General features: G+C 74.0%; 15 protein-coding genes. 6 read left to right on the plus strand and 9 right to left on the minus strand.

The window, feature by feature from the left end; translation table 11 throughout:
• The first annotated feature begins 112 nt into the window (after positions 1-112).
• On the plus strand, positions 113-847 hold the full coding sequence (locus tag BLU42_RS01880; RefSeq protein WP_091072898.1) for a hypothetical protein: 735 nt from the start codon (positions 113-115) through the stop codon (positions 845-847).
• 78 nt (positions 848-925) lie between these two features.
• Here the strand turns inward: BLU42_RS01880 and BLU42_RS01885 are convergent, their stop codons facing one another.
• Genes BLU42_RS01885 through BLU42_RS01910 form a run of 5 tightly spaced genes read right to left on the minus strand, consistent with a single transcriptional unit; the run spans position 926 to position 8,459 of the window.
• Complete coding sequence (locus BLU42_RS01885) at positions 926-2,239, minus strand: L-lactate MFS transporter (RefSeq protein ID WP_091072900.1); 1,314 nt, start codon at positions 2,237-2,239, stop codon at positions 926-928.
• Positions 2,236-3,543, minus strand: coding sequence for an NrfD/PsrC family molybdoenzyme membrane anchor subunit (gene nrfD / locus BLU42_RS01890; RefSeq protein WP_231918396.1), 1,308 nt, complete (start codon positions 3,541-3,543; stop codon positions 2,236-2,238). Before nrfD ends, BLU42_RS01885 begins: the two co-directional genes overlap by 4 nt.
• Positions 3,540-4,685, minus strand: a complete 1,146-nt coding sequence (locus BLU42_RS01895; protein ID WP_231918397.1) for a 4Fe-4S dicluster domain-containing protein — start codon at positions 4,683-4,685, stop codon at positions 3,540-3,542. Before BLU42_RS01895 ends, nrfD begins: the two co-directional genes overlap by 4 nt.
• A 1-nt stretch (position 4,686) precedes the next feature.
• Positions 4,687-8,136: a formate dehydrogenase gene (fdh, locus tag BLU42_RS01900; RefSeq protein WP_172825732.1), complete on the minus strand. Its 3,450-nt coding sequence runs from the start codon at positions 8,134-8,136 to the stop codon at positions 4,687-4,689.
• A gap of 20 nt (positions 8,137-8,156) precedes the next feature.
• Positions 8,157-8,459: a hypothetical protein gene (locus BLU42_RS01910; RefSeq protein ID WP_091072906.1), complete on the minus strand. Its 303-nt coding sequence runs from the start codon at positions 8,457-8,459 to the stop codon at positions 8,157-8,159.
• Between the two features lie 150 nt (positions 8,460-8,609).
• Here BLU42_RS01910 and BLU42_RS01915 point away from each other — a divergent pair, with 150 nt between their 5' ends.
• Positions 8,610-9,143 carry a DUF4333 domain-containing protein gene (locus BLU42_RS01915; protein WP_091072908.1) on the plus strand — a complete coding sequence of 178 codons (534 nt, stop codon included), beginning with the start codon at positions 8,610-8,612 and terminating at the stop codon, positions 9,141-9,143.
• Positions 9,144-9,147: 4 nt separating this feature from the next.
• On the opposite strand, the gene BLU42_RS01920 is transcribed toward BLU42_RS01915, so the two are convergent.
• Genes BLU42_RS01920 through BLU42_RS01930 form a run of 3 tightly spaced genes read right to left on the minus strand, consistent with a single transcriptional unit; the run spans position 9,148 to position 12,054 of the window.
• Positions 9,148-9,816, minus strand: coding sequence for a response regulator (locus BLU42_RS01920; protein ID WP_091072910.1), 669 nt, complete (start codon positions 9,814-9,816; stop codon positions 9,148-9,150).
• Positions 9,813-11,108, minus strand: a complete 1,296-nt coding sequence (locus BLU42_RS01925; RefSeq protein WP_157719720.1) for a sensor histidine kinase — start codon at positions 11,106-11,108, stop codon at positions 9,813-9,815. The genes BLU42_RS01920 and BLU42_RS01925 overlap by 4 nt, the downstream gene beginning before the upstream one ends.
• Positions 11,109-11,118: 10 nt before the next feature.
• Positions 11,119-12,054: a CPBP family intramembrane glutamic endopeptidase gene (locus BLU42_RS01930; protein ID WP_091072915.1), complete on the minus strand. Its 936-nt coding sequence runs from the start codon at positions 12,052-12,054 to the stop codon at positions 11,119-11,121.
• A gap of 141 nt (positions 12,055-12,195) precedes the next feature.
• Here BLU42_RS01930 and BLU42_RS01935 point away from each other — a divergent pair, with 141 nt between their 5' ends.
• Positions 12,196-13,296 carry a permease gene (locus tag BLU42_RS01935; RefSeq protein WP_091072917.1) on the plus strand — a complete coding sequence of 367 codons (1,101 nt, stop codon included), beginning with the start codon at positions 12,196-12,198 and terminating at the stop codon, positions 13,294-13,296.
• 169 nt (positions 13,297-13,465) lie between these two features.
• On the opposite strand, the gene BLU42_RS01940 is transcribed toward BLU42_RS01935, so the two are convergent.
• Entirely contained in the window at positions 13,466-14,662 is a 1,197-nt protein-coding gene (locus tag BLU42_RS01940; protein ID WP_091072920.1) for a serine hydrolase domain-containing protein, read from the minus strand.
• Between the two features lie 112 nt (positions 14,663-14,774).
• Between BLU42_RS01940 and BLU42_RS01945 the strand changes: the two genes are divergently transcribed.
• From BLU42_RS01945 to BLU42_RS01955, 3 genes are read left to right on the plus strand one after another with little or no spacing between them, the layout of a single operon-like run.
• Positions 14,775-16,232, plus strand: coding sequence for an anthranilate synthase component I family protein (locus BLU42_RS01945; protein ID WP_197680581.1), 1,458 nt, complete (start codon positions 14,775-14,777; stop codon positions 16,230-16,232).
• Positions 16,229-16,855, plus strand: a complete 627-nt coding sequence (locus tag BLU42_RS01950) for an anthranilate synthase component II (RefSeq protein ID WP_091072924.1) — start codon at positions 16,229-16,231, stop codon at positions 16,853-16,855. The genes BLU42_RS01945 and BLU42_RS01950 overlap by 4 nt, the downstream gene beginning before the upstream one ends.
• The gene (locus BLU42_RS01955; protein WP_172825839.1) at positions 16,852-19,407 is read left to right on the plus strand and encodes a DEAD/DEAH box helicase; all 2,556 of its coding nucleotides are present in this window, start codon (positions 16,852-16,854) and stop codon (positions 19,405-19,407) included. The genes BLU42_RS01950 and BLU42_RS01955 overlap by 4 nt, the downstream gene beginning before the upstream one ends.
• Positions 19,408-19,411: the final 4 nt, after the last annotated feature.

The following is a 19,411-nucleotide window of genomic DNA, read 5'->3' on the forward strand; positions in this document are numbered from 1 at the left end:
CTCAAGAACCCCGGCCCCGGGTCCTGGCTTGAGCCGCGCTTCAGGTTGCGCTCGCACTGTCGTCCACAGGTCACCGCCGAGGGGCGGGACAGCCCAGGACAAGGAGTGCACCATGAACCACGACGACCGTCACGACGCGAACGGCTTCGAGCCGCTCGACTCGCACGGCACGCAGGACAGCCCGTTCGTCCGCAAGAACCGCGGACGGAAGTGGGCGATCGGGGCGGCGCTGGCCGCCGTCCTCGCGACCGGCATCGCGGTCCCGGCCCTCGCGGCCGGCGGCTCGCCGAGCGCCGGCGGTCCCGGCACCTCGCAGGTGCAGCCCGCCGACGTGACCCCGAGCGACGCCCCGAGCGGTGCGCCGACGCCGGGTGACGCGCCCAGCGGTGCCCCGATCCCAGGCGACGCGCCCAGCGGGGCTCCCGCCGCCCCGCCCGCCCCCGGCCAGGCGCCCGCCGCCCCGGCTCCCGGTGCCGGCCCCGCCGGTGGTCCGGCCGCCGGTCCCGCGGGCGGCCCGGCCGGCGGTCCCGGTGCCTGCGCGCCGGCTCCCGGTGGTGCACCGAGCGGTGCGCCGACGCCGGGCGACGCCCCGAGCGGGGCGCCCACGCCGGGCGACCAGGCCAGCGGTGCCCCGGCCACGCCGCCGGCGCCGCCCGCCCCGCCCGCCGGAGGCCAGGCGCCGCAGCCCCCAGCCCCGGGTGCGGACGCACCGAAGCCCCCGACGCCGGGTCAGGCCCCCAAGGCCGGCAAGGACGGGGCCAAGGCTCCCGCCGCGGGCCAGGACGCGCCCACCCCGCCCCCGGCCCCCTCGGCCGCGCCGAGCCAGGGCCAGGTCGGCGGCAGCTGAGCCAGCACGCACGAGCGGCAGGTCCCCGTGGGGACCTGCCGCTCGGCGGGTGGTGCGGTGTTGGTGGGGTCGAGCGCGTCAGCGCCCGGTGGCACCCGCCTCGGCGCCCAGCGAACCCTCGGTCGCGGTCTTCCGGGTCCGGGGGATGCGGGTGATGAGGGGCAGGACGACACCGACGAGCGCGATGATCCCGATCACGGTGTACGCCGTCGTGTAGGCCTTGTCCGGACCGATGAGCGAGGCGGTGATCAGCGGTCCGACGACGCCGCCGAGGCTCCACGCGATCAGCATCAGGCCGTAGATCGCCCCGGCGAACTTCACGCCGAAGAAGTCGCCGGCCGTGGCCGGCATCGTGCCGAAGCTGCCGCCGTAGCAGAGGTAGATGAGAGCGGCGAGGACGAAGAAGAGCACCGCGTTGCCGACGTGGGGCAGCACCAGCAGGCAGACGCCCTCGATCGCGAGGATCGCGACGAACGTCGTCATCCGGCCGATGCGCTCGCTGATGGCGGCCCAGAAGATCCGGCCACCGCCGTTGAACAAGCCGAGGAACCCGACGGCGCTCGCGGCGCCGATCGCGGAGTAGCCGGCGATGTCGGTGAAGCTGGCCGCGGCCTGCGAGATGAGGGAGATGCCGGCCAGCACCGCGAGCGTGAGGATCGCCGTGAGGGCGTACCACTGCCAGGTCCTCATCGCCTCGCCCGGCGCGTAGTCCCGGCCGCTGTCGACGACGCGCCCGGTCGTCTTGGGCACGAAGCCCGGGACCGTGTAGCCCTCCGGCGGGTTCTTGAACTGCGACGCCCCGACCAGGCAGAGCACGAGGTAGGCGATGCCGAGGGGGAGGAAGGCCGCGGTGGGCTGGCCGGAGCTGCCCGCGATCAGCCGCTGCGCGACGGGGGCGGTGAGGACCGCGCCGAAGCCGAAGCCGCCGACCGCCAGGCCGGTGATGAGGCCCCGGCGGTCGGGGAACCACTTCTGCAGCATCGCGATCGGCACGATGTAGGCCAGGCCGAGCCCGAAGCCGCCGATGACGCCGTAGCCGAGCACCAGCAGCCAGAGCTGGTCACCGCCCCGGGCGAAGGAGGCGAGGATCACGCCGATGCTGTAGAGCACGCCTCCGACCAGGGCGACGAGCCGCGGGCCGCGCCGGTCCTGGATGCGGCCGCCGATGTAGGTGCCGAAGAAGATCACGCCGATCGTGACCTCGAAGGGGATGCTCGCCTGGACCTTGGTCAGCTTCCACGCGTCCGCGCCCTGCAGGGCCTTCGCGAAGACGCTCCACGCGTAGACGGCACCGATGGCCAGCTGCAGCAGCAGCGCGGCGACGACGAGCCGTACGCGTCCCCGGGTCGGGTTGTCGCCGGCCGTCGCCGTCGGTGTGCTTGCCGTGCTCATGCAGTCGTCTCCTGGGAGGTCGTGGGTCCGGTGGTCGTCCGGGCGGAGTCCGCCGACGGTCCGGGACGTTGGCTGGTGGGCGGCACCGCGGGCTCGCGGCCGGCCGCCTGGGCCGCCCGCTTGGCGTCGAGACGCTCGCGCTGCGGGATGACGGTGTAGCGCGGGTCCCGGGCCGACTCCTGACCCGCCTCGAACACCCCGAAACGGGTGCACACGGAGCCGGCGACGAGGGCGAGGCCGCTGACCACCGCGCCGGCGCGCGAGCGCCGGCCCAGCAGCAGGGCACCGGCCGCACCGGCCGCGGTGAGGATCTTACTCGCGCGCATCAGCCGGCCGGGCGTCCCGAGGTGCAGCGCCTCCGCCGACAGCCCCATCGAGCCCTCCATGCGGTGCTCGACGACGAGCTCGACGGTGGCGCCGATGACGGCGAGCGCGCGGGCCGGGCCGGACTCCGCCAGCGGGGCCAGGGCCATGCCCAGGCCGCCCGAGGCCGCGGCGGCCGAGCCGACGAAGACGAAGGGCAGCTCGCGGTGCGCGTCGTGCCAGGCCGGGGTGGAGGTGTCGGTGAGCAGCACGGCCGTGTACGAGGCGACCGCCGGGGCGAAGGCGGCGGCGACCAGCCCGGCCGGACGAGCCGAGACGTCGACGAGGTCGCTCACGACGCCAAAGCGCCAGGGCAGGAGCTTCAGGACCTCGGTCCCCGCCGCGAGGATGGCGAACGGCCCGTACGCGGACAGGATCCACGTGCCGACCGACATCGGCGACGTCGGCTTGAAGACCCGCAGCATGTTGTAGAACCGCTCGGGCCGGCCGAGGTCGTGCACGAGGGCCAGCAGGCTGGTGGTGATCCCGGCGGCCGCGACGATGCGCGAGTTGCGTCGCAGGTGCGGGCGCCCGCTCAGGTCGGCGCCCGCGGCGAGCAGCGTGGAGCCGCCCGCCAGGCCCCCGGCGAACAGGTAGAAGGGGATGTCGGCCTCCCACGGGGTGGCCTTGACGACCTGGCGCCCGTAGTAGGAGGTGAAGGTCGCGTCGGGGACCATCATCTCCTCGGCGCGGCCCTTGCGGCGTCGTCCGCCGCCCTTCTTGCCGTCGCGACGGCCTCGCCCACCACCACCGGTACGCCGGGCCGTCGCGCTCGCGCTGCCCTGGCCCTCGGTGCCGGGCACGGCGCGGATCGCCGCGTCGGCCAGCCGGTCGCCGTCGCTTCGCTCCGGGTTGGCGGCCTTGCTGCCGCCCTCCTGCTGGCCGAGCTGGTAGTCGACGTCCCGGTCGTCGGACCGGGCGCCGTCGGCGTCCGGGCTCACTTGCGGCCCGCCACGAACGCGGTGGCCGCCGCGGCCACGAGCCCGAGCGCCGCGAAGCCGGCGTTCTTCCACATCCGCGGCAGGTCGGCCGTGGTGACGATCGGGTCCGGCGGGAAGCCGTACACCTCGGGCTCGTCGAGCAGCAGGAAGAACGCGCCCGCTCCGCCGACGCCGCCCTCGGGGTCCTCGGCGTAGAGCTGGGCGCCCATGACGCCCGCCGCCTGGAGCGTCTCGACCCGCTTCTGCGCGCGCTCGCGGAGCTCGTCGACGTCGCCGAACTGGATCGACTGCGTCGGGCACGCCTGCGCGCACGCCGGAGTCAGGCCCTCGCCCAGCCGGTCGTAGCAGAGGGTGCACTTCTGGGCGACGCCGTGGTTGGAGTTGGCGATGTCGTCCTTGGGCTTGTTCTTGTCGCCGATGCGGCGGTCGATCACGCCGAAGGGGCAGCCCGCCACGCAGTAGCCGCAGCCGTTGCAGACGTCGTCCTGCACGACGACCGTGCCGAACTCGGTGCGGAACAGCGCGCCGGTGGGGCAGACGTCCAGGCAGCCCGCGTTGGTGCAGTGCTTGCAGACGTTCGAGGCCATCAGCCAGCGGAAGTCGGTCCGCTCGCCGGCCTCGGGCGACGCGCTCGGCAGGTCGAAGGCCGGCATGCCCAGGTCGACGAGCGGCTTGTCCGGCGCCTTGGCGGGTTTGAGCGAGCCGAACAGGTCGAGCGCGCTGTGGTCGGTGCCCGCGCTGCCGTCGAAGTCGGCGCTCAGCTCGCCGAGCACGACGTCGGCGCCGACGGAGGTCTCGGGAACGCCGATCGTGACGCCGGTCGTCTGCCCGCCGAGCGGCTTGCGCTGCTCGATGAACGCGACGTGGCGCCACGTGCTCGCGCCCAGGGCACCGGTGTTGTCGTAGGAGCTCCCGAGCAGCTCGTAGATGCCGTCCTGCGGCACCCCGTTCCACTCCTTGCACGCCACCTCGCAGGCCTTGCAGCCGATGCAGATCGAGGTGTCGGTGAAGAAGCCCTTGCGCGACTCCGGCTGCTCCCAGCCGGCCCGGTGCGCGGGACCCTGGGGCGTCGCCGACGTGAACGCCTGGTCCGAGCCCCGGTGCGGGTCCGTGCCCCGGGTGGTGCCGATGTAGTCGTCCACGTCAGTCCCGTTCCTGCTTGTTCATCGCGTGCTTCTGGCCCCCGCCGTCGGCCCCGTCCCCGTCGGTGGCCCCGTCGGAGTCCTGACCGAGGTCGGCGTCCGTCAGGCGACGGTGCTGCCCGTTCGCGTCCTCCGGCGGGGTGCGGTGCTCGTTGCCCGTGGCCGTGGTGACCCCGGCCCGGGCCCGGTGCGCCGCGACGTACTCCAGCAGGGCCGGGCCGCGCGGGCGCCGTCCGGGCTGGATGTCGCAGGAGGCGACCTTGGTCTCCTGGATGTGCACGTTCGCGTCGAGCGTCACCCCGAAGAGGTCGTTCGCGGAGTCACCGGCCACGAGCGCCTCGGACCCGACGCCCCAGTGGTAGGGCAGTCCGATCTGGTGCACCGTCCGGCCGGCGATCCGCAGCGGGGCGACCCGCTCCGTCACCAGCACACGCGCCTCGATCGCGGTGCGGGCGCTGATGATCGTCGCCCACCCCAGGTTCTCCAGGCCCCGCTCGCGGGCCAGCTCCGGGCTGATCTCGCAGAAGAACTCCGGCTGGAGCTCCGACAGGTACGGCTGGAAGCGGCTCATCCCGCCGGCGGTGTGGTGCTCGGTGAGCCGGTACGTCGTGAAGACGTACGGGTAGAGCTCCACGCCCGGCTCGTCGCCCGACGGGTTCTGCAGGTTGTCCTCGCGCGGGAAGACCTCGCGCGTGGGGTTGGCCTGCTGGCGGTACATCGGGTTGCTGACCGGGGACTCCTGCGGCTCGTAGTGCGTCGGCATCGGGCCGTCGAGCAGCCCGGCCGGCGCGTAGAGCCAGCCCTTCCCGTCCGCCTGCATGATGAACGGGTCGTCACCGGCGAGGCCGTCGGGACCGGCGGCGCCCTCCGGCGGGCGGTAGGACGGGGCCTTGCCGACCTCGAAGTCCGGGACGTCGTGCCCGGTCCACTTCTGGGCCTCCTCGTCCCACCACACGTACGCCTTGCGCTCGCTCCACGGCTTGCCGTCGGGGTCGGCGGCGGCGCGGTTGTAGAGCGTGCGGCGATTCATCGGCCAGGCCCAGCCCCACTCGGGGGCGACCCACGACTGCTCGCGGCCCGGCTTGCGCCGCATCGCCTGGTTGACCCCGTCGGCGTACACGCCGGTGTAGATCCAGCAGCCGCCCGAGGTGGAGCCGTCCGGCTTCATCTCGTTGAAGGTGTTGAGCGGCTGCCCGGCCTTCTCCCCGGTGAGGTGGAAGCCGTTGATCTCGGCCAGCACCGCGGCCGCGGAGATCTCCCCGTCCTCGTCGAGCGGGTAGTCCCAGGTCAGGTCCAGCAGCGGACGGTCGCGCGGGTCGGTCGAGCCCGCCAGTCGCTGGCGGATCTTCTGCCCGAGCAGGTAGAAGAACTCGAGCTCGCTCTGCGCGTCGCCGGGCGGGTCGACCGCCTTGTGGTGCCACTGCAGCATCCGCTGCGTCTGGGTGAAGGTCCCGCCCTTCTCCACGTGCGAGGCCGCCGGGAAGAAGAACACCTCGGTGTCGATCTCGTCGGTCTTCAGCTCGCCGGTCTCGATCTCGGGACCGTCGGACCAGAAGGTCGCCGACTCGATGAGGTTGAGGTCGCGGACCACCAGCCACTTGAGGTGGGACAGGCCCATCCGCTGCATCTTGCCGTGGGCCGAGCCGACGGCCGGGTTCTGCCCGAGCAGGAAGTAGCCGTCGATCTCGTCGCGCAGCATCGACATCACGGTCGCGTACGTGCCGTGGTCGCCCGTGAGGCGCGGCAGGTACTGGAAGGCGAAGTCGTTCTCCTCGGTCGCCGCGTCGCCCCACCAGGCCTTGAGCAGGCTGGTGGTGTAGCTCTTCGCGTTGACCCAGAAGCCCTTCTGGTGCGGGCTGGCGATCTCGGCCACGTACTCGTCGAGCGAGTCGTGCGGCCCGACCTTGGGCATCGGCAGGTAGCCCGGCAGCAGGTTGAACAGGGTCGGGATGTCGGTCGAGCCCTGGATGCTGGCGTGCCCGCGCAGCGCGAGGATGCCGCCACCGGGACGCCCCATGTTGCCCAGCAGCAGCTGGATGATCGCCGACGTCCTGATCATCTGCACGCCCACGGTGTGGTGCGTCCAGCCGACGGAGTAGACCCAGGCGGTCGTGCGCTCGCGGCCGCTGTTCGCGGTCACGGCCTCGCACACCTCGAGCAGCTGCTCGGGGGAGATTCCGCAGGTCTCCTGCACCATCTCGGGGGTGTAGCGGGCGAAGTGGCGCTTGAGCACCTGGAACACCGTGCGCGGGTGCTGCAGGGTCTCGTCGCGGCGGACCTCGCTGTGGTCCAGCGCCGCACCGTGGCCGCCGAGCTCGTGGCCCGCCCCGCGATCGCTCTCGGACTCCTCGGACTCCTCGCCCCCGTTGGCGCCGTCCCCCTGCTTGGCGCCCTCGGGCTCCGACGCAGGACCACCGCCGGCGGAGTGCTCGCCGACGCCCTCGTAGGACCAGCTCGCCGTCTCGTACGTGCCCGTCTCCGGGTCGTAGCCGGAGAAGACGCCGTCGAGGTCGTCGACGTCGCGGAAGTCCTCGCTGACTAGGGTCGCCGCGTTGGTGTAGGCGGCGACGTAGTCGTGGAAGTACTTCCCCGTGCTGAGGATGTAGTTGATGATCGCGCCGAGGAAGACGATGTCGCTGCCGGCGCGGATCGGGACGTGCGTATCCGCCACGGCCGACGTGCGCGTGAAGCGCGGGTCGATGTGGATGACCTTGGCGCCGCGCGCCTTGGCCTCCATCACCCACTGGAACCCGACCGGATGGCACTCGGCCATGTTCGAGCCCTCGATGATGATGCAGTCAGACTGCTGCAGGTCCTGCAGAAAGCTCGTGGCGCCGCCACGGCCGAACGAGGCTCCCAGACTGGGAACCGTGGCGCTGTGTCAAATACGCGCCTGGTTCTCGATCTGGATGGCGCCCATCGCGGTGAAGAGCTTCTTGATCAGGTAGTTCTCTTCGTTGTCGAGGGTGGCGCCGCCCAGCGCGGCGATGCCCATCGTCCGGCGCAGCGGACGACCCTCCTCGTCGGTGTGCTGCCAGCGCTTGCGGCGCGACTCGACCATGCGGTCGGCGATCATGTCGGTCGCCTCTTCGACGCCGATCCGCTCCCACTGGCGGCTGCGCGGACGGCGGTAGAGCATCGTCGTCGCCCGGCCGGGGGAGTTGACGAGCTGCTCGCTCGCCGAGCCCTTGGGGCACAGCCGGCCCCGGGAGACGGGGGAGTCCGGGTCGCCCTCGATCTGGGTGACGCGGCCGTCCTTCACGAACACCCGCTGGCCGCAGCCCACGGCGCAGTACGGGCACACGCTCTGCACGACCTTGTCGGCCGTCGCGGTGCGCGGGGTGATCGCCCGCGTCTTCGGCGACTGCACCGCGTTGCCGCGGCCCAGCAGGTCGCCCCCCGTGAGCTGCCGCAGCACCGGCCACTCCAGGAACGTCTTCTTGATGTCCATGATCGCCTCCTGCGGCGACCTTAACCCGGCCCGGGACCCGGCACACGGGGGCCGGGTCCGGGCCGGGTCCCGGTGAGCCGTACGGGGAGCACCGTGATGGCCACCCCGGCCGGGTCCGTCTGCGTCGCGACGAGGACGTAGCTGCCGGGTTCAGAGGCCCGGACGTGCAGGTCGTGGGTCTGCTCGACCTCCTCGGGGAGCTCGAGCGACCAGGCGTACGCCGGCTCGCCCGACGCTCCGGCCCGAGCGGCGCCGAGCGGCAGGGCGACGGGCTCGCCGACGAGCCCACGGACCTCCACCTCGTGGCGGGGTTCCTGGGTCATCGGGCTGGCTCCTCCTGGTCTCCCCGTGGTTGCTCCCGACCAGGGTCGCCGCCGGAGACCGGCTTGGCAACGATCCGGCCACGAAGCCGCGCGGCCGCGGCGCGGGGCTCCGCCGGCCGCCACCATGGGGCGACCCACGAGGAGGACCCCGTGTCGCACGACCACCCGTCGCCCTGGTCGCCGTCCGGGCACCAGCAGGGCTGGCCGCCGGCCCCGCAGCCGGTCCCGCAGCCGACGTACGCCCCCCAGCCGCCGCCGCAGCCGCTCGTAGCGCCCGCCGCGGCGCCGCCGATCGAGGTGCGCCTGACCGGCCGGCCGGGGCAGGGCCGGGGACTCGCGATCACCGGGGTGGTCCTCGGCGGGCTCGGGCTGCTCGCCGGCGGGGTGGCGCTCGTGGCCGCGCTCGCCCTCGGTTTCCTCGGCGGTCCCGGGCCCGGCACCTACGGTCTCCGTGGGACCGTGTCGCCGAACGGCGGCGCACTGACCGGGACCGTCCTCGCCGACGAGGTCAGCCGCACGATCACCGACGACGGCGGCGAGCCCGACGACGTGACCTGCCCGGCGACCGTGAAGGTCGCCCAGGACGTGACCGCGGTCTGCCACGGGACCGACTACGGCGACGACGTGACCTTCGTCGTCTTCTTCGAGGACGACCGCGGCGCCTTCACGCTGCTGGAGGTCTGAGCTCTCAGGCGCCGCCGACCGTGGCGATCCCGTTCTGGTAGGCCCAGACCACGGCCTGCAGCCGGGAGCGGACGCCGAGCTTGGGCAGCATCCGGGCCAGGTGCGACTTGACCGTCGAGACCTCGACGACGAGCGCGGCGGCGATCTCCTCGTTGGACATGCCCTGCGCCAGGAGCAGCAGGATGTCGTGCTCGCGCGGGGTCAGCAGGTCGGACGCGCGCCCGGCGGTGACCGGCTGCAGGCGGCGCCGCCCGACCAGCTCGGCGACGATCCGACGGGTCAGCGTCGAGTCGAGGGTCCCGTGGCCGGCGGCGACCTGGCGCACCGCCTCGGCGATCGCCGTCGGGTCGGCGTCCTTGAGCAGGAAGCCGGAGGCCCCCGCCTCCAGCGCCCCGAAGACGTAGTCGTCGAGGTCGAAGGTCGTCAGGACGAGCACCGGGATGACGGGGTCGGCGCCGGGACCGCAGAGCGCACGGGTGACCTCGATGCCGTCCATCCCGGGCATCCGGATGTCGAGGCAGGCGACGTCGGGTGCGAGCTCGCGGGCCAGTGTGAGGGCCTCGAGGCCGTCGGCGGCGGTCGCGACGACCTCGAGGTCGGGCTCCGCGTCGAGCAGGGCCGACAGCCCCGCCCGGACGAGGGCCTGGTCGTCGGCCACGAGCACGCGGGTCACCGCGCCACCTCCTCCTGCTGCGGGCGCAGTCCGGCCGCTCCCGCGTCCTTGGGGACCACGACCTGCACCCGCCAGCCGCCCTCGGGCGTCGGGCCGTACGCGAGCGTCGCGCCCACGAGGTCCGCCCGCTCGCGCATCCCGACCAGCCCGAACCCGCGGCGGCCGCCCGTCCCGGCCTGCGACGGGCCGTTGGTGACCGTCACCGTGACCGCCTCCCGCGGGCGGTCGTCCACCTCGACGGTCACCGCGGCGCCGGGGGCGTGACGGTTGGCGTTGGCCAGCGACTCCTGCACGATCCGGTACGCGGCCAGCTGCGCGATGGGGCCGAGCCGGTCGCCGAGCCGCGCCCGGTCGGCGACCAGGACGCGCAGGTCGACCGGGGTGCCCGCGGCGCGGGTCGTGGCCACCAGCTCTCCCAGCCCGTCGAGGGAGTGCACCCCGCGGGTGGCGTCGGTGTCGGTGCGCAGCAGGCCGACCAGACGGCGCAGGTCCTCCAGGACCGCCGTGCTCTGCCCGCGCACGAGGCGTACGGACTCCTTGGCCCGGGCCGGGTCGGTGTCGATCTGCCGCTCGATCGCCGCCGCCATCACCGCGATGCCCGACAGGTGGTGCGCGGCGATGTCGTGCAGCTCGCGGGCCATCGCCGTCCGCTCGTCGGCGACCGCGGCGCGGACCAGCGCCTCCTGCTCGCCCTCCGCAGCCCGGACGGACTGCTTCCGCGCCTCACGGGCCTCGCGGCGCGAGACGACCAGCGTCCCCACGAGCAGCGGCAGGCCCACCGCTCCGACCGTCTGCAGCAGGCCGGTGGTGATGCCCGCACCCACCCCGGAGGTGCCGGCGGCGTACGCGTCGACCGCCTCGCCGACGACCACGAGCAGCGCGGTCGCCAGCAGCGGTGCGACCAGCGCGCGCAGCGGCCGGGCGAGGACGGCGAGGAACGACGCGACGGCGACGGCGCCGCTGGTCAGGCTGAAGAGCTCGCCCGTCCCGGCCGTCGCGAGCGGGAGGGCGAGGCCGGCGACGAGCACCGGCGTGGCGCGGGGGAGCCGACGGTCCCCGAGCAGCGCCACCGCCTGCGCGACCACGGTGGCTAGGCAGGCCCACCAGGCCGACGAGCCCGGTCCGGGCAGCGTCGTTGGCGCCGACTCGTCGAGCGTCTCGAGGCCGGGGAGCCCGGCGAGCACGCCGACCAGCACGAGCCCGGTGCCCAGGGCGACCCGCCAGGGGGCGCCACCACGGGAGGCGCACGCCCGCCCGGGCACGGGCCCGGACGGACGTTCGACTGCGGTCACGGTCGGCACCCTAGGACAGCTCGGCGGGGCGGGAGGCGCTGCTCGACCGGTAGCCCAGCCGACCCCGGGTGGCGACCAGGATCACGACCGCGGCGACCGTCGCGACCACCGCCTGGGCCTGCAGGGTGCGGGCCGGGTCGAGGGTCGGGAACATGTCGCTCCACACGACGGAGGAGAAGTTGTTCACCCCGACGTGCAGCAGCATGGTCAGCGGCAGGCTCTCGCCCGTGCGGTTGAAGAACCAGGACACGACCACGTTGAAGGCGATGCAGAAGACGGTGAAGACGAGCGGCTCGGTCCAGCGGACGCCCGGCCAGCCGCCCCAGTCGGCGGTGAGGAAGAGCGGCATGTGCCACAGCGCCCACAGCGGGCCGAGCAGCATCGTGGCGCGCAGGGGACCGAAGCGGGTCTGCAGGCGGGGCAGGGCGAAGTCGCGCCAGCCCGGCTCCTCGGCCAGCCCGGTCGTCACCATCTGCAGCAGCAGCCCGGGGACGTAGAGCGCGAGCACCGTGAGCGACGGGGCGACGACCCGGCCGCCGGAGAAGACCGTGCCGGCGACGACGAAGGCCGCGGGCACCGCGAGCAGGGCCACGGCGTACCAGGTCCAGCGGACCCGCCAGCGCCACAGCCGGGCCCCCCAGCGGCGCAGCCCGGCCCGGCCGTCGGCCACGGCGGTGACGATCAGGGCGGACGTGATCGGTCCGAGGTAGGCGCCCGGCAGGACACCGGTCAGCTGGGTGGAGCCGAGGACGCGCGGGAAGCTGAACCCCCACACGCCGAGCCCGTCGGCGGAGAGCACCAGCGGCGTCCAGGCCGCCCAGCTCAGGAGGTTCGCGAGGAGGAAGAAGCTGAGCAGCGGGTGGCGCTGGACCAGCGCCGCGAGGCCGGTGCGGAGCGGGCGGGGAGGTGGTGCGACCTCGGTGGGTCGGACGGTCGTCGTGGTCATGCCTCGAACCTAGAAATCCGGCGCCTCCCGCACAGGAGCCGAACGACGGCACCCGGCGGGTGCCATCGAAAGGTGCAAGCGACGCGGGTCCGGCGGGCAGCACGCCGCCGGTGGTGGGTGCGGCCGAGGCAGGATCGAGTGGTGGGCACCTCCTCAGACGTCGACGCCCGGAGCGGGGAGCGGCTGTCCCGCGCGTCGGCCTTCCTGGCCGTCGGGATCGCCGTGGCCGTCGCCGCGACCGGGCTGGCCTGGGCCAAGTGGCTCCCGTACGCCGACCGCGCCGGGACCGTGGCGGCGTCGGGCGCGTGGAAGGGCTCGTCGCTCCTGGCGCTCGGGGCGGGGGAGAACGCTTTCGCCCGGGCCTGGGACTTCACGCTCGCCTACAGCTGCGCGGTCTGGAAGGCGCTGGTCGTGGCCCTCGTGGTCGCCGCCGCGGTCGACGTCCTCGTGCCCAAGCGCTGGCTCGTCGCGCTGCTCGGTCGCAGGACCCCGCTGGGCGGTTCCCTTGCCGGTGGGGTCGCGTCGCTGCCGGGGATGATGTGCACCTGCTGCACCGCCCCGATCGCGGTGACGATGCGCCGCGCGGGGGTCCCGCTGCCCGCCGCGCTCGCCTTCTGGCTGGGCAACCCCGTGCTCAACCCGGCGGTGCTGGTCTTCCTCGCCCTGCTCGCCCCCGCCTCCTGGGTCGCGGTCCGGGTCGTCGTCGGGGTGCTGCTCGTGGTCGGCTTCTCCGCGCTCGTCGGGGTGTGGGCCGCACGGCGCCGTGGTGGTGACCGCGCGGACGTGCCCGCGGCCCGGGAGGCGGTCGAGCGCGCGCAGCGGCAGGCCGACGAACCGCTCGTGTGGCGCGAGGTGCCGCGCCGCTTCCTCTCCCGGCTCGCGCGGCTGGCCGTGGTGCTCGTGCCCGAGTACCTCGTGGTCGTGTTCCTGATCGGGCTCGTCGGCCCGCCGCTGTCCGGCGTGTTCGGGCAGGCGGGTGCCGTCGCGGTCCTGCTCGCCGCGCTGGTCGGGACGCTGGTCGTCCTGCCCACCGGTGGGGAGATCCCGATCCTGCTCGGTCTGGCCGCGGCCGGCGCGAGCGCGGGCATGCTCGGCGCCCTGCTGCTCGTCCTGCCCGCGGTCAGCCTGCCGTCCGCGGTGATGGTCGGGCGCGCGCTGGGCTGGCGCGCGACCGCGGCGACGGCGGGCGCGACCGTCGTCGCCGGGCTCCTCGCCGGCGGCCTGCTGACCGCGCTCGCCTGAGGTCGCGCAGTCGATCCCCTCGCGCTCGAGGTCGCTCCCGAGGAATATCGCCGATCGCCGTAACGACGCGGGGTCGGCACGCGATGGAGGGGTCGAGAGTCAGCGGCTACCTGAACCCCCGAGCAGGCATCCGCTGACTCTCGTCATGTCCACGGCGGCCGCGCCGGCATCAGCCGACGACGGACCTGACCGCGCCGACCAGCGACGCCCAGCGCGGGTCGCCGGACGGCCCGATGTCGCGCATCAGGCTGCAGACGTAGCCGAAGCCGACCCCGAGCTCGGGGTCGGCCAGGCCGAGCCGGGCGCCCGCGCCGGTGTGGCCGTACGAGGCCGGGGTGAAGCCGGGCATGCTCGGCGACGACAGCTGGTAGCCCAGCCCGAAGCGGATGTCCGGGCCGGCCGTGCCGCTCTCGATCAGCGTCTCCACGTCGTCGGTCCGCGGGGCCGTCACCCGTGCGCGCGTCGCGTCGTCGTACAGGCGCACCCCGTCGACCGGGGCGAGCGTCGCCGCGTACATCGTGGCCAGCGCGCGGGCGTCGGTGATCGCGCCGGCGGCCGGCCGCTCGGCGGCGTGGTCGGCGCGCACCGCCGCCGCGTCGTCCGGGTCGGGCGCCATCGGCGGGTTCTCGCGGAGGGCACGGGCCCGCAGGTCGGCGTACGTCCCGGGCTCCGGGGGCGGTCCCTGGTCGGGCTCCATGGGGCTCGTGGCCTCCCAGCGGCCCGGCACGACGCGGTCGTCGAGCTCCGCCGGCAGGCCCATCCAGACCTCGACGCCGAGCGGCTCGGCGATGCGGGCGCGCACGTGCTGGCTGATCGTGCGGCCCGTCGCCCCGGTCACGACCGCGTCGAGCAGCGTGCCGTAGGTGACCGGGTGGTAGGCCATCGCGGTCCCAGGCGTCCACCACGGCGTCCCCGACGCGAGCAGGTCGGTGACCGCGGGACCACGGTGCAGGTCGAGCCCGTGCAGCCCGCTGCCCAGCGGCGGGTAGGGCCGGCCCGCCGTGTGGGAGGCCACCATGCCGACGGTCGTGGCCTCCTTGCCGGCGACGCCGTACTCCGGCCAGTAGGTCGACACGAGCGCGTCGGGGTCGATCGCACCCTCCTGGACGAGCATCGCCAGCACGGTCGCCGTCACACCCTTGCTGCACGACGCGACGGCCATCAGCGCGTCCGGCGCCATCGGTCGGTCGCGCACCCTGTCGGTGCCGGCGACCAGGTCGACGACGAGGCGGCCACCGTGGTGCACGGCGACCCCGGCGCCGTCCTCACCCGGGTCGGCGAAGTTGGCCCGGAAGGCGTCGGCCACCGTGCCCCACCCCTCGGCGACGCCGCCGTGCACGTCCAGATCCGCCCGCGTCGCGCTCATGAGCAGGACGCTAGCGCGGCGGTCCGGACAGCCCCTCGGGCGGCGCTCCGCGCGGGTAGGGTCGCGTGTCGTGCCGACCAGTCCAGCAGCCAGCGCCCCCGACCGTGTCGCGGTGGAGCTGCGGCAGGTCGAGGTCGACGTCTCCGACCCGCTGGCGGCCTTCGTCGCGCTGCGCGGCCTGGTGGGAGAGGAGCAGGTCTTCCTGCTCGAGTCCCTGGCCGGGCCGGTCGCCGACACCCGCGCCTCGCTCGCCGGGGTGACCGGGCTGCTCGAGGTCCAGGTCCACCGCTCGCGGGTGACGTTCCGCGGGGTGCCGGCGCTGGTCGAGACCGCGACCGCGGCGCTCCGGGCCGGCGGCGTGACCGACGGCGACGGCCTCCTCACCAGCGACGCGGGGTTGTTCGACCTGCCGCGCGTGCTCGACGCGGCGTTCGACGTGGAGCGCAGCCCGGACCGCTTCGGCTTCGGACTGCTCGTGTTCCACGGCTACGACGCGGTGCGCTACATCGAGCGCCTGCCGCGGCTCATCGACGACCCCGCCGAACCCGCACCCGACGCCGTCTTCGCGCTGGTCCGCGCACTCGTCGAGATCGACCTGACCGAGCAGACCGGGCGCCTCACCCTGGCCACCAGCCCCGGCTGGCCCGAGCTCGACCTCGACGCCGTGGTCGCGGCCCTCGAGGTGCTGCCCGGGTCGCTGCCGGAGGCGAGCGTGCCCGCACCGACCTCCGTCTCCGACGACACCACCCGCGAGGAGTTCGTCGCCCACGCCGAGCAGGCGCTCGAGCACATCCGCCTCGGCGACATCTACCAGGTGCAGGTGGGCCACGCGATCACCGTGCGCACGGAGGCCGACGAGCTGACCGTCTACCGCCGCATGCGCGAGCGCAACCCGAGCCCGTACATGAGCCTGCTGCCGATCGCGGGCCGCGTCGTGGTCGGGGCCAGCCCCGAGCTGTTCCTGCGGCTCGAGGGCCGCACGGCGACCATGCGCCCGATCGCCGGCACCGCGCGTCGCAGCGGTGACGCCGCCCGCGACGAGCTCGCCGTCGAGCGGCTGCTGTCGGACCCCAAGGAGCGCGCCGAGCACGTCATGCTCGTCGACCTCTGCCGCAACGACATGGGCCGCGTCTCGGTGCCCGGCTCGGTGTCGGTCGACGACTTCATGGTCATCGAGGCCTACAGCCACCTCTTCCACATCGTCTCCAGCGTCAGCTCGCAGGTGCGCGCGGAGCACGACGTCTACGACCTGATCCGGGCCAGCTTCCCGGCCGGCACGATGACGGGAGCGCCCAAGGTCCGGGCGATGGAGATCATCGAGGAGCTGGAGACGAGCCGGCGCGGCCTCTACGCCGGATCATTCGGCTTGATCGGCTTCGGCGGCTGGACCATCCTGGGGCTGGCCATCCGGATGACCGTGCGCACGGGCTCCGGTGCCAACGGCGCGTACGTGCTGCGCGCCTCGGCCGGGGTGGTCGCCGACTCCACGCCGGACGGCGAGTGGGCGGAGACGCTGACCAAGATGGGCGCCGCCTACTGGGCGGTCGCCGGAGAGGAGCTCGTGCCGTGAAGGTCGTCCTCATCGACGCGTTCGACAGCTTCGTCTACATCATCGAGCAGTACCTCGCCGAGCTCGGCGCCGAGCCGGTCGTGATCCGCTCCGACCCCGGCAACAGCGACCGCGTCCGCGACCTCGCGCCCGACGTGCTGGTCCTCGGCCCCGGCCCCGGCCACCCGCTGGACTCCGGCCACGTCGAGCTGGTGCGCGAGTTCGCCGGCGAGGTGCCGCTGCTCGGGGTCTGCCTCGGCCACCAGGCGATCGGGGCCGCGTACGGCGCCACCGTCAGCCCGGCGGCGCACATCATGCACGGCAAGACGAGCACGCTCGACCACGATGGGCGCGGCATGTTCCGCGGCGCCGACCGCGACCAGGTCGTCACGCGCTACCACTCCCTGGTGGTGGAGGACTCGACGCTGCCGAACCAGCTCGAGGTGAGCGCCCGCAGCCGCGACGACGGCTACATCATGGGGCTGCGGCACCGCGAGCTCCCGGTCGAGTCGGTGCAGTTCCACCCCGAGTCGATCACCACGCAGTCGGGCATCGGGCTGTTCCGCTCGTTCCTGGAGACGTACGTGGGCGAGCGGACCGGCGAGGAGCCGCTGCACCCGCGCGACCCCTCGCGGACGCCCTGAGCACGGCGGCGGCGGGCGCCGGGGCGTCGCTCGCCGACCTGGTCCCCGCCGAGCCCGGCCCGGACGCCACCTACGAGGCGTTCACCGGCTGGCTGGAGAGCCGGGGGCTGACGCCGTACGCGCACCAGACCGACGCGCTCATCGAGCTGGTCAGCGGCGCGAACGTGATCCTCTCGACCCCGACCGGTTCGGGGAAGTCGCTGGTCGCCACGGGCGCTGAGTTCGCGACGCTCGCCAACGGCGGGCGCACCTTCTACACCGCGCCGATCAAGGCGCTGGTGAGCGAGAAGTTCTTCGACGCCGTCGCCACCTTCGGCCACGAGCGCGTCGGGATGATGACCGGCGACGCGAGCGTCAACCCGACCGCGCCGATCATCTGCTGCACCGCCGAGATCCTCGCCAACCTGGCGCTGCGCCAGGGCGCGGCCGCCGACGTCGCGTGCGTGGTCATGGACGAGTTCCACTACTACGGCGACGCGTCGCGCGGGTGGGCCTGGCAGGTGCCGCTGATCGAGCTGCCGAACGCGCAGTTCCTGCTGATGAGCGCCACGCTCGGCGACGTGAGCCGGTTCGAGTCCGAGCTGACGCGGCGCACCGGCCGGCCGACGACGACGATCAGCTCGGTCGAGCGTCCCGTCCCGCTGCACCACCGCTACGTCACCACGACGCTGCACGAGACCGTCGAGGAGCTGCTGGGCACGCACGAGGCGCCGGTCTACGTCGTGCACGCCAGCCGGGCGGCCGCGGTCGAGCAGGCCCAGGCGCTGACCAGCCTCAAGATCAGCAGCCGCGAGGAGAAGGACCAGATCGCCGCGCTGATCGCCGACTTCCGCTTCAGCGCGGGCTTCGGCAAGGTCGTCTCCCGCCTGGTCCGGCAGGGGATCGGCGTCCACCACGCGGGGATGCTGCCCAAGTACCGCCGCCTCGTCGAGCGCCTCGCCCAGGCCGGGCTGCTCAAGGTCATCTGCGGCACCGACACCCTCGGCGTCGGCATCAACGTGCCGATCCGCACGGTGCTGATCGCCTCGCTGAGCAAGTACGACGGGACGCGGGCGCGGCTGATGTCGGCGCGCGAGTTCCACCAGGTCGCGGGGCGTGCGGGCCGGGCCGGCTTCGACACCAGCGGCCAGGTCGTGGTGCAGGCGCCGGACCACGTCGTGGCCAACGAGAAGGCCCTGGCCAAGGCCGGCGACGACCCCAAGAAGCGTCGCAAGGTCGTGCGCAAGAAGCCGCCGGAGGGCACCGTCGGCTACGGCCTGCCCACCTTCGAGCGCCTCGTCTCCGCGCCCCCGGAACCGCTCACGTCCCACTTCAAGGTCACGCACGCGATGGTGCTCGACGTCGTCGCGCGCCCGGGCGACTGCTGGGCCGGCATGCGCCACCTGCTGCTCGACAACGACGACGCACCGGCCGCCCGGCGCGGGCACGTCTCGCGCGCGCTGTCGATCTACCGCGGCCTGCGCGAGTCGGGCGTGGTCGAGCAGCTGCCCGAGCCGGACGACGAGGGCCGGACCGCGCGGCTGACCGTCGACCTGCAGCGCGACTTCGCGCTCAACCAGCCGCTCTCGCCCTTCGCGCTCGCCGCCCTCGACCTGCTCGACCCCGACGCCGAGACGTACGCCCTCGACGTCGTGTCCGTCATCGAGGCGACGCTGGAGGATCCGCGGCCGATCCTGATGGGCCAGCGGGACCGCGCACGGCGCGAGGCGATCGACGCGATGAAGGCCGAGGGCATCGAGTACGAGGAGCGGGTCGTCCTCATCGAGGACGTCACCTGGCCCCGCCCGCTGGCCGAGGTGCTCGAGGTGGCCTTCGCCGCGTACGCGAAGAGCAACCCGTGGGTGCTCGACGAGAAGCTGTCGCCGAAGTCGGTGGTGCGGGAGCTGTTCAGCGAGGCGATGACCTTCTCCGAGTTCGTCGCCCGCTACGGGCTCGCGCGCTCCGAGGGGCTGGTGCTGCGTTACCTGTCGGACGCGTACAAGGCGCTGCGCCAGACCGTGCCCGAGGAGCGTCGGACCGAGCCGCTGACCGACCTCGTGGTCTGGCTCGGCGAGCTGGTGCGCCAGGTGGACTCGAGCCTGCTCGAGGAGTGGGAGCGGCTGTCCCACCCGGAGCAGGCCGATCCCGGGGCGCTCGTGGACGCAGCCCTCGAGGCGCCGCCGCCCGTGACCGGGAACGCGCGGGCCTTCCGCGTGCTGGTGCGCAACGCGCTGTTCCGTCGCGTCGAGCTGGCCGCGCGGCGGCAGTGGTGGCCGCTGGGCGAGCTGGACGGCGACGACGGCTGGGACGCCGACCGCTGGGCGGCCGCCTTCGAGCCCTACTTCGCCGAGCACGCGGCGATCCTGACCGGCGCGGACGCGCGCGGTCCGGCGCTGTTCGAGGTGCGCGAGGAGCCCGGCCGCTGGCGGGTGCGCCAGGTCGTGGACGACCCCGAGGGCGACCACGACTGGGCGGTCAGCGCGACCGTCGACCTCGCGGCGAGCGACGAGGCCGGCGAGGCGGTCGTCCGCGTCGACACGGTCGAGCGGCTGCAGGGCTTCACCTCCGACTGAGGCC

This window comes from Microlunatus sagamiharensis (assembly GCF_900105785.1).
In the GTDB taxonomy this organism is placed as follows: Bacteria; Actinomycetota; Actinomycetes; order Propionibacteriales; family Propionibacteriaceae; genus Microlunatus; species Microlunatus sagamiharensis.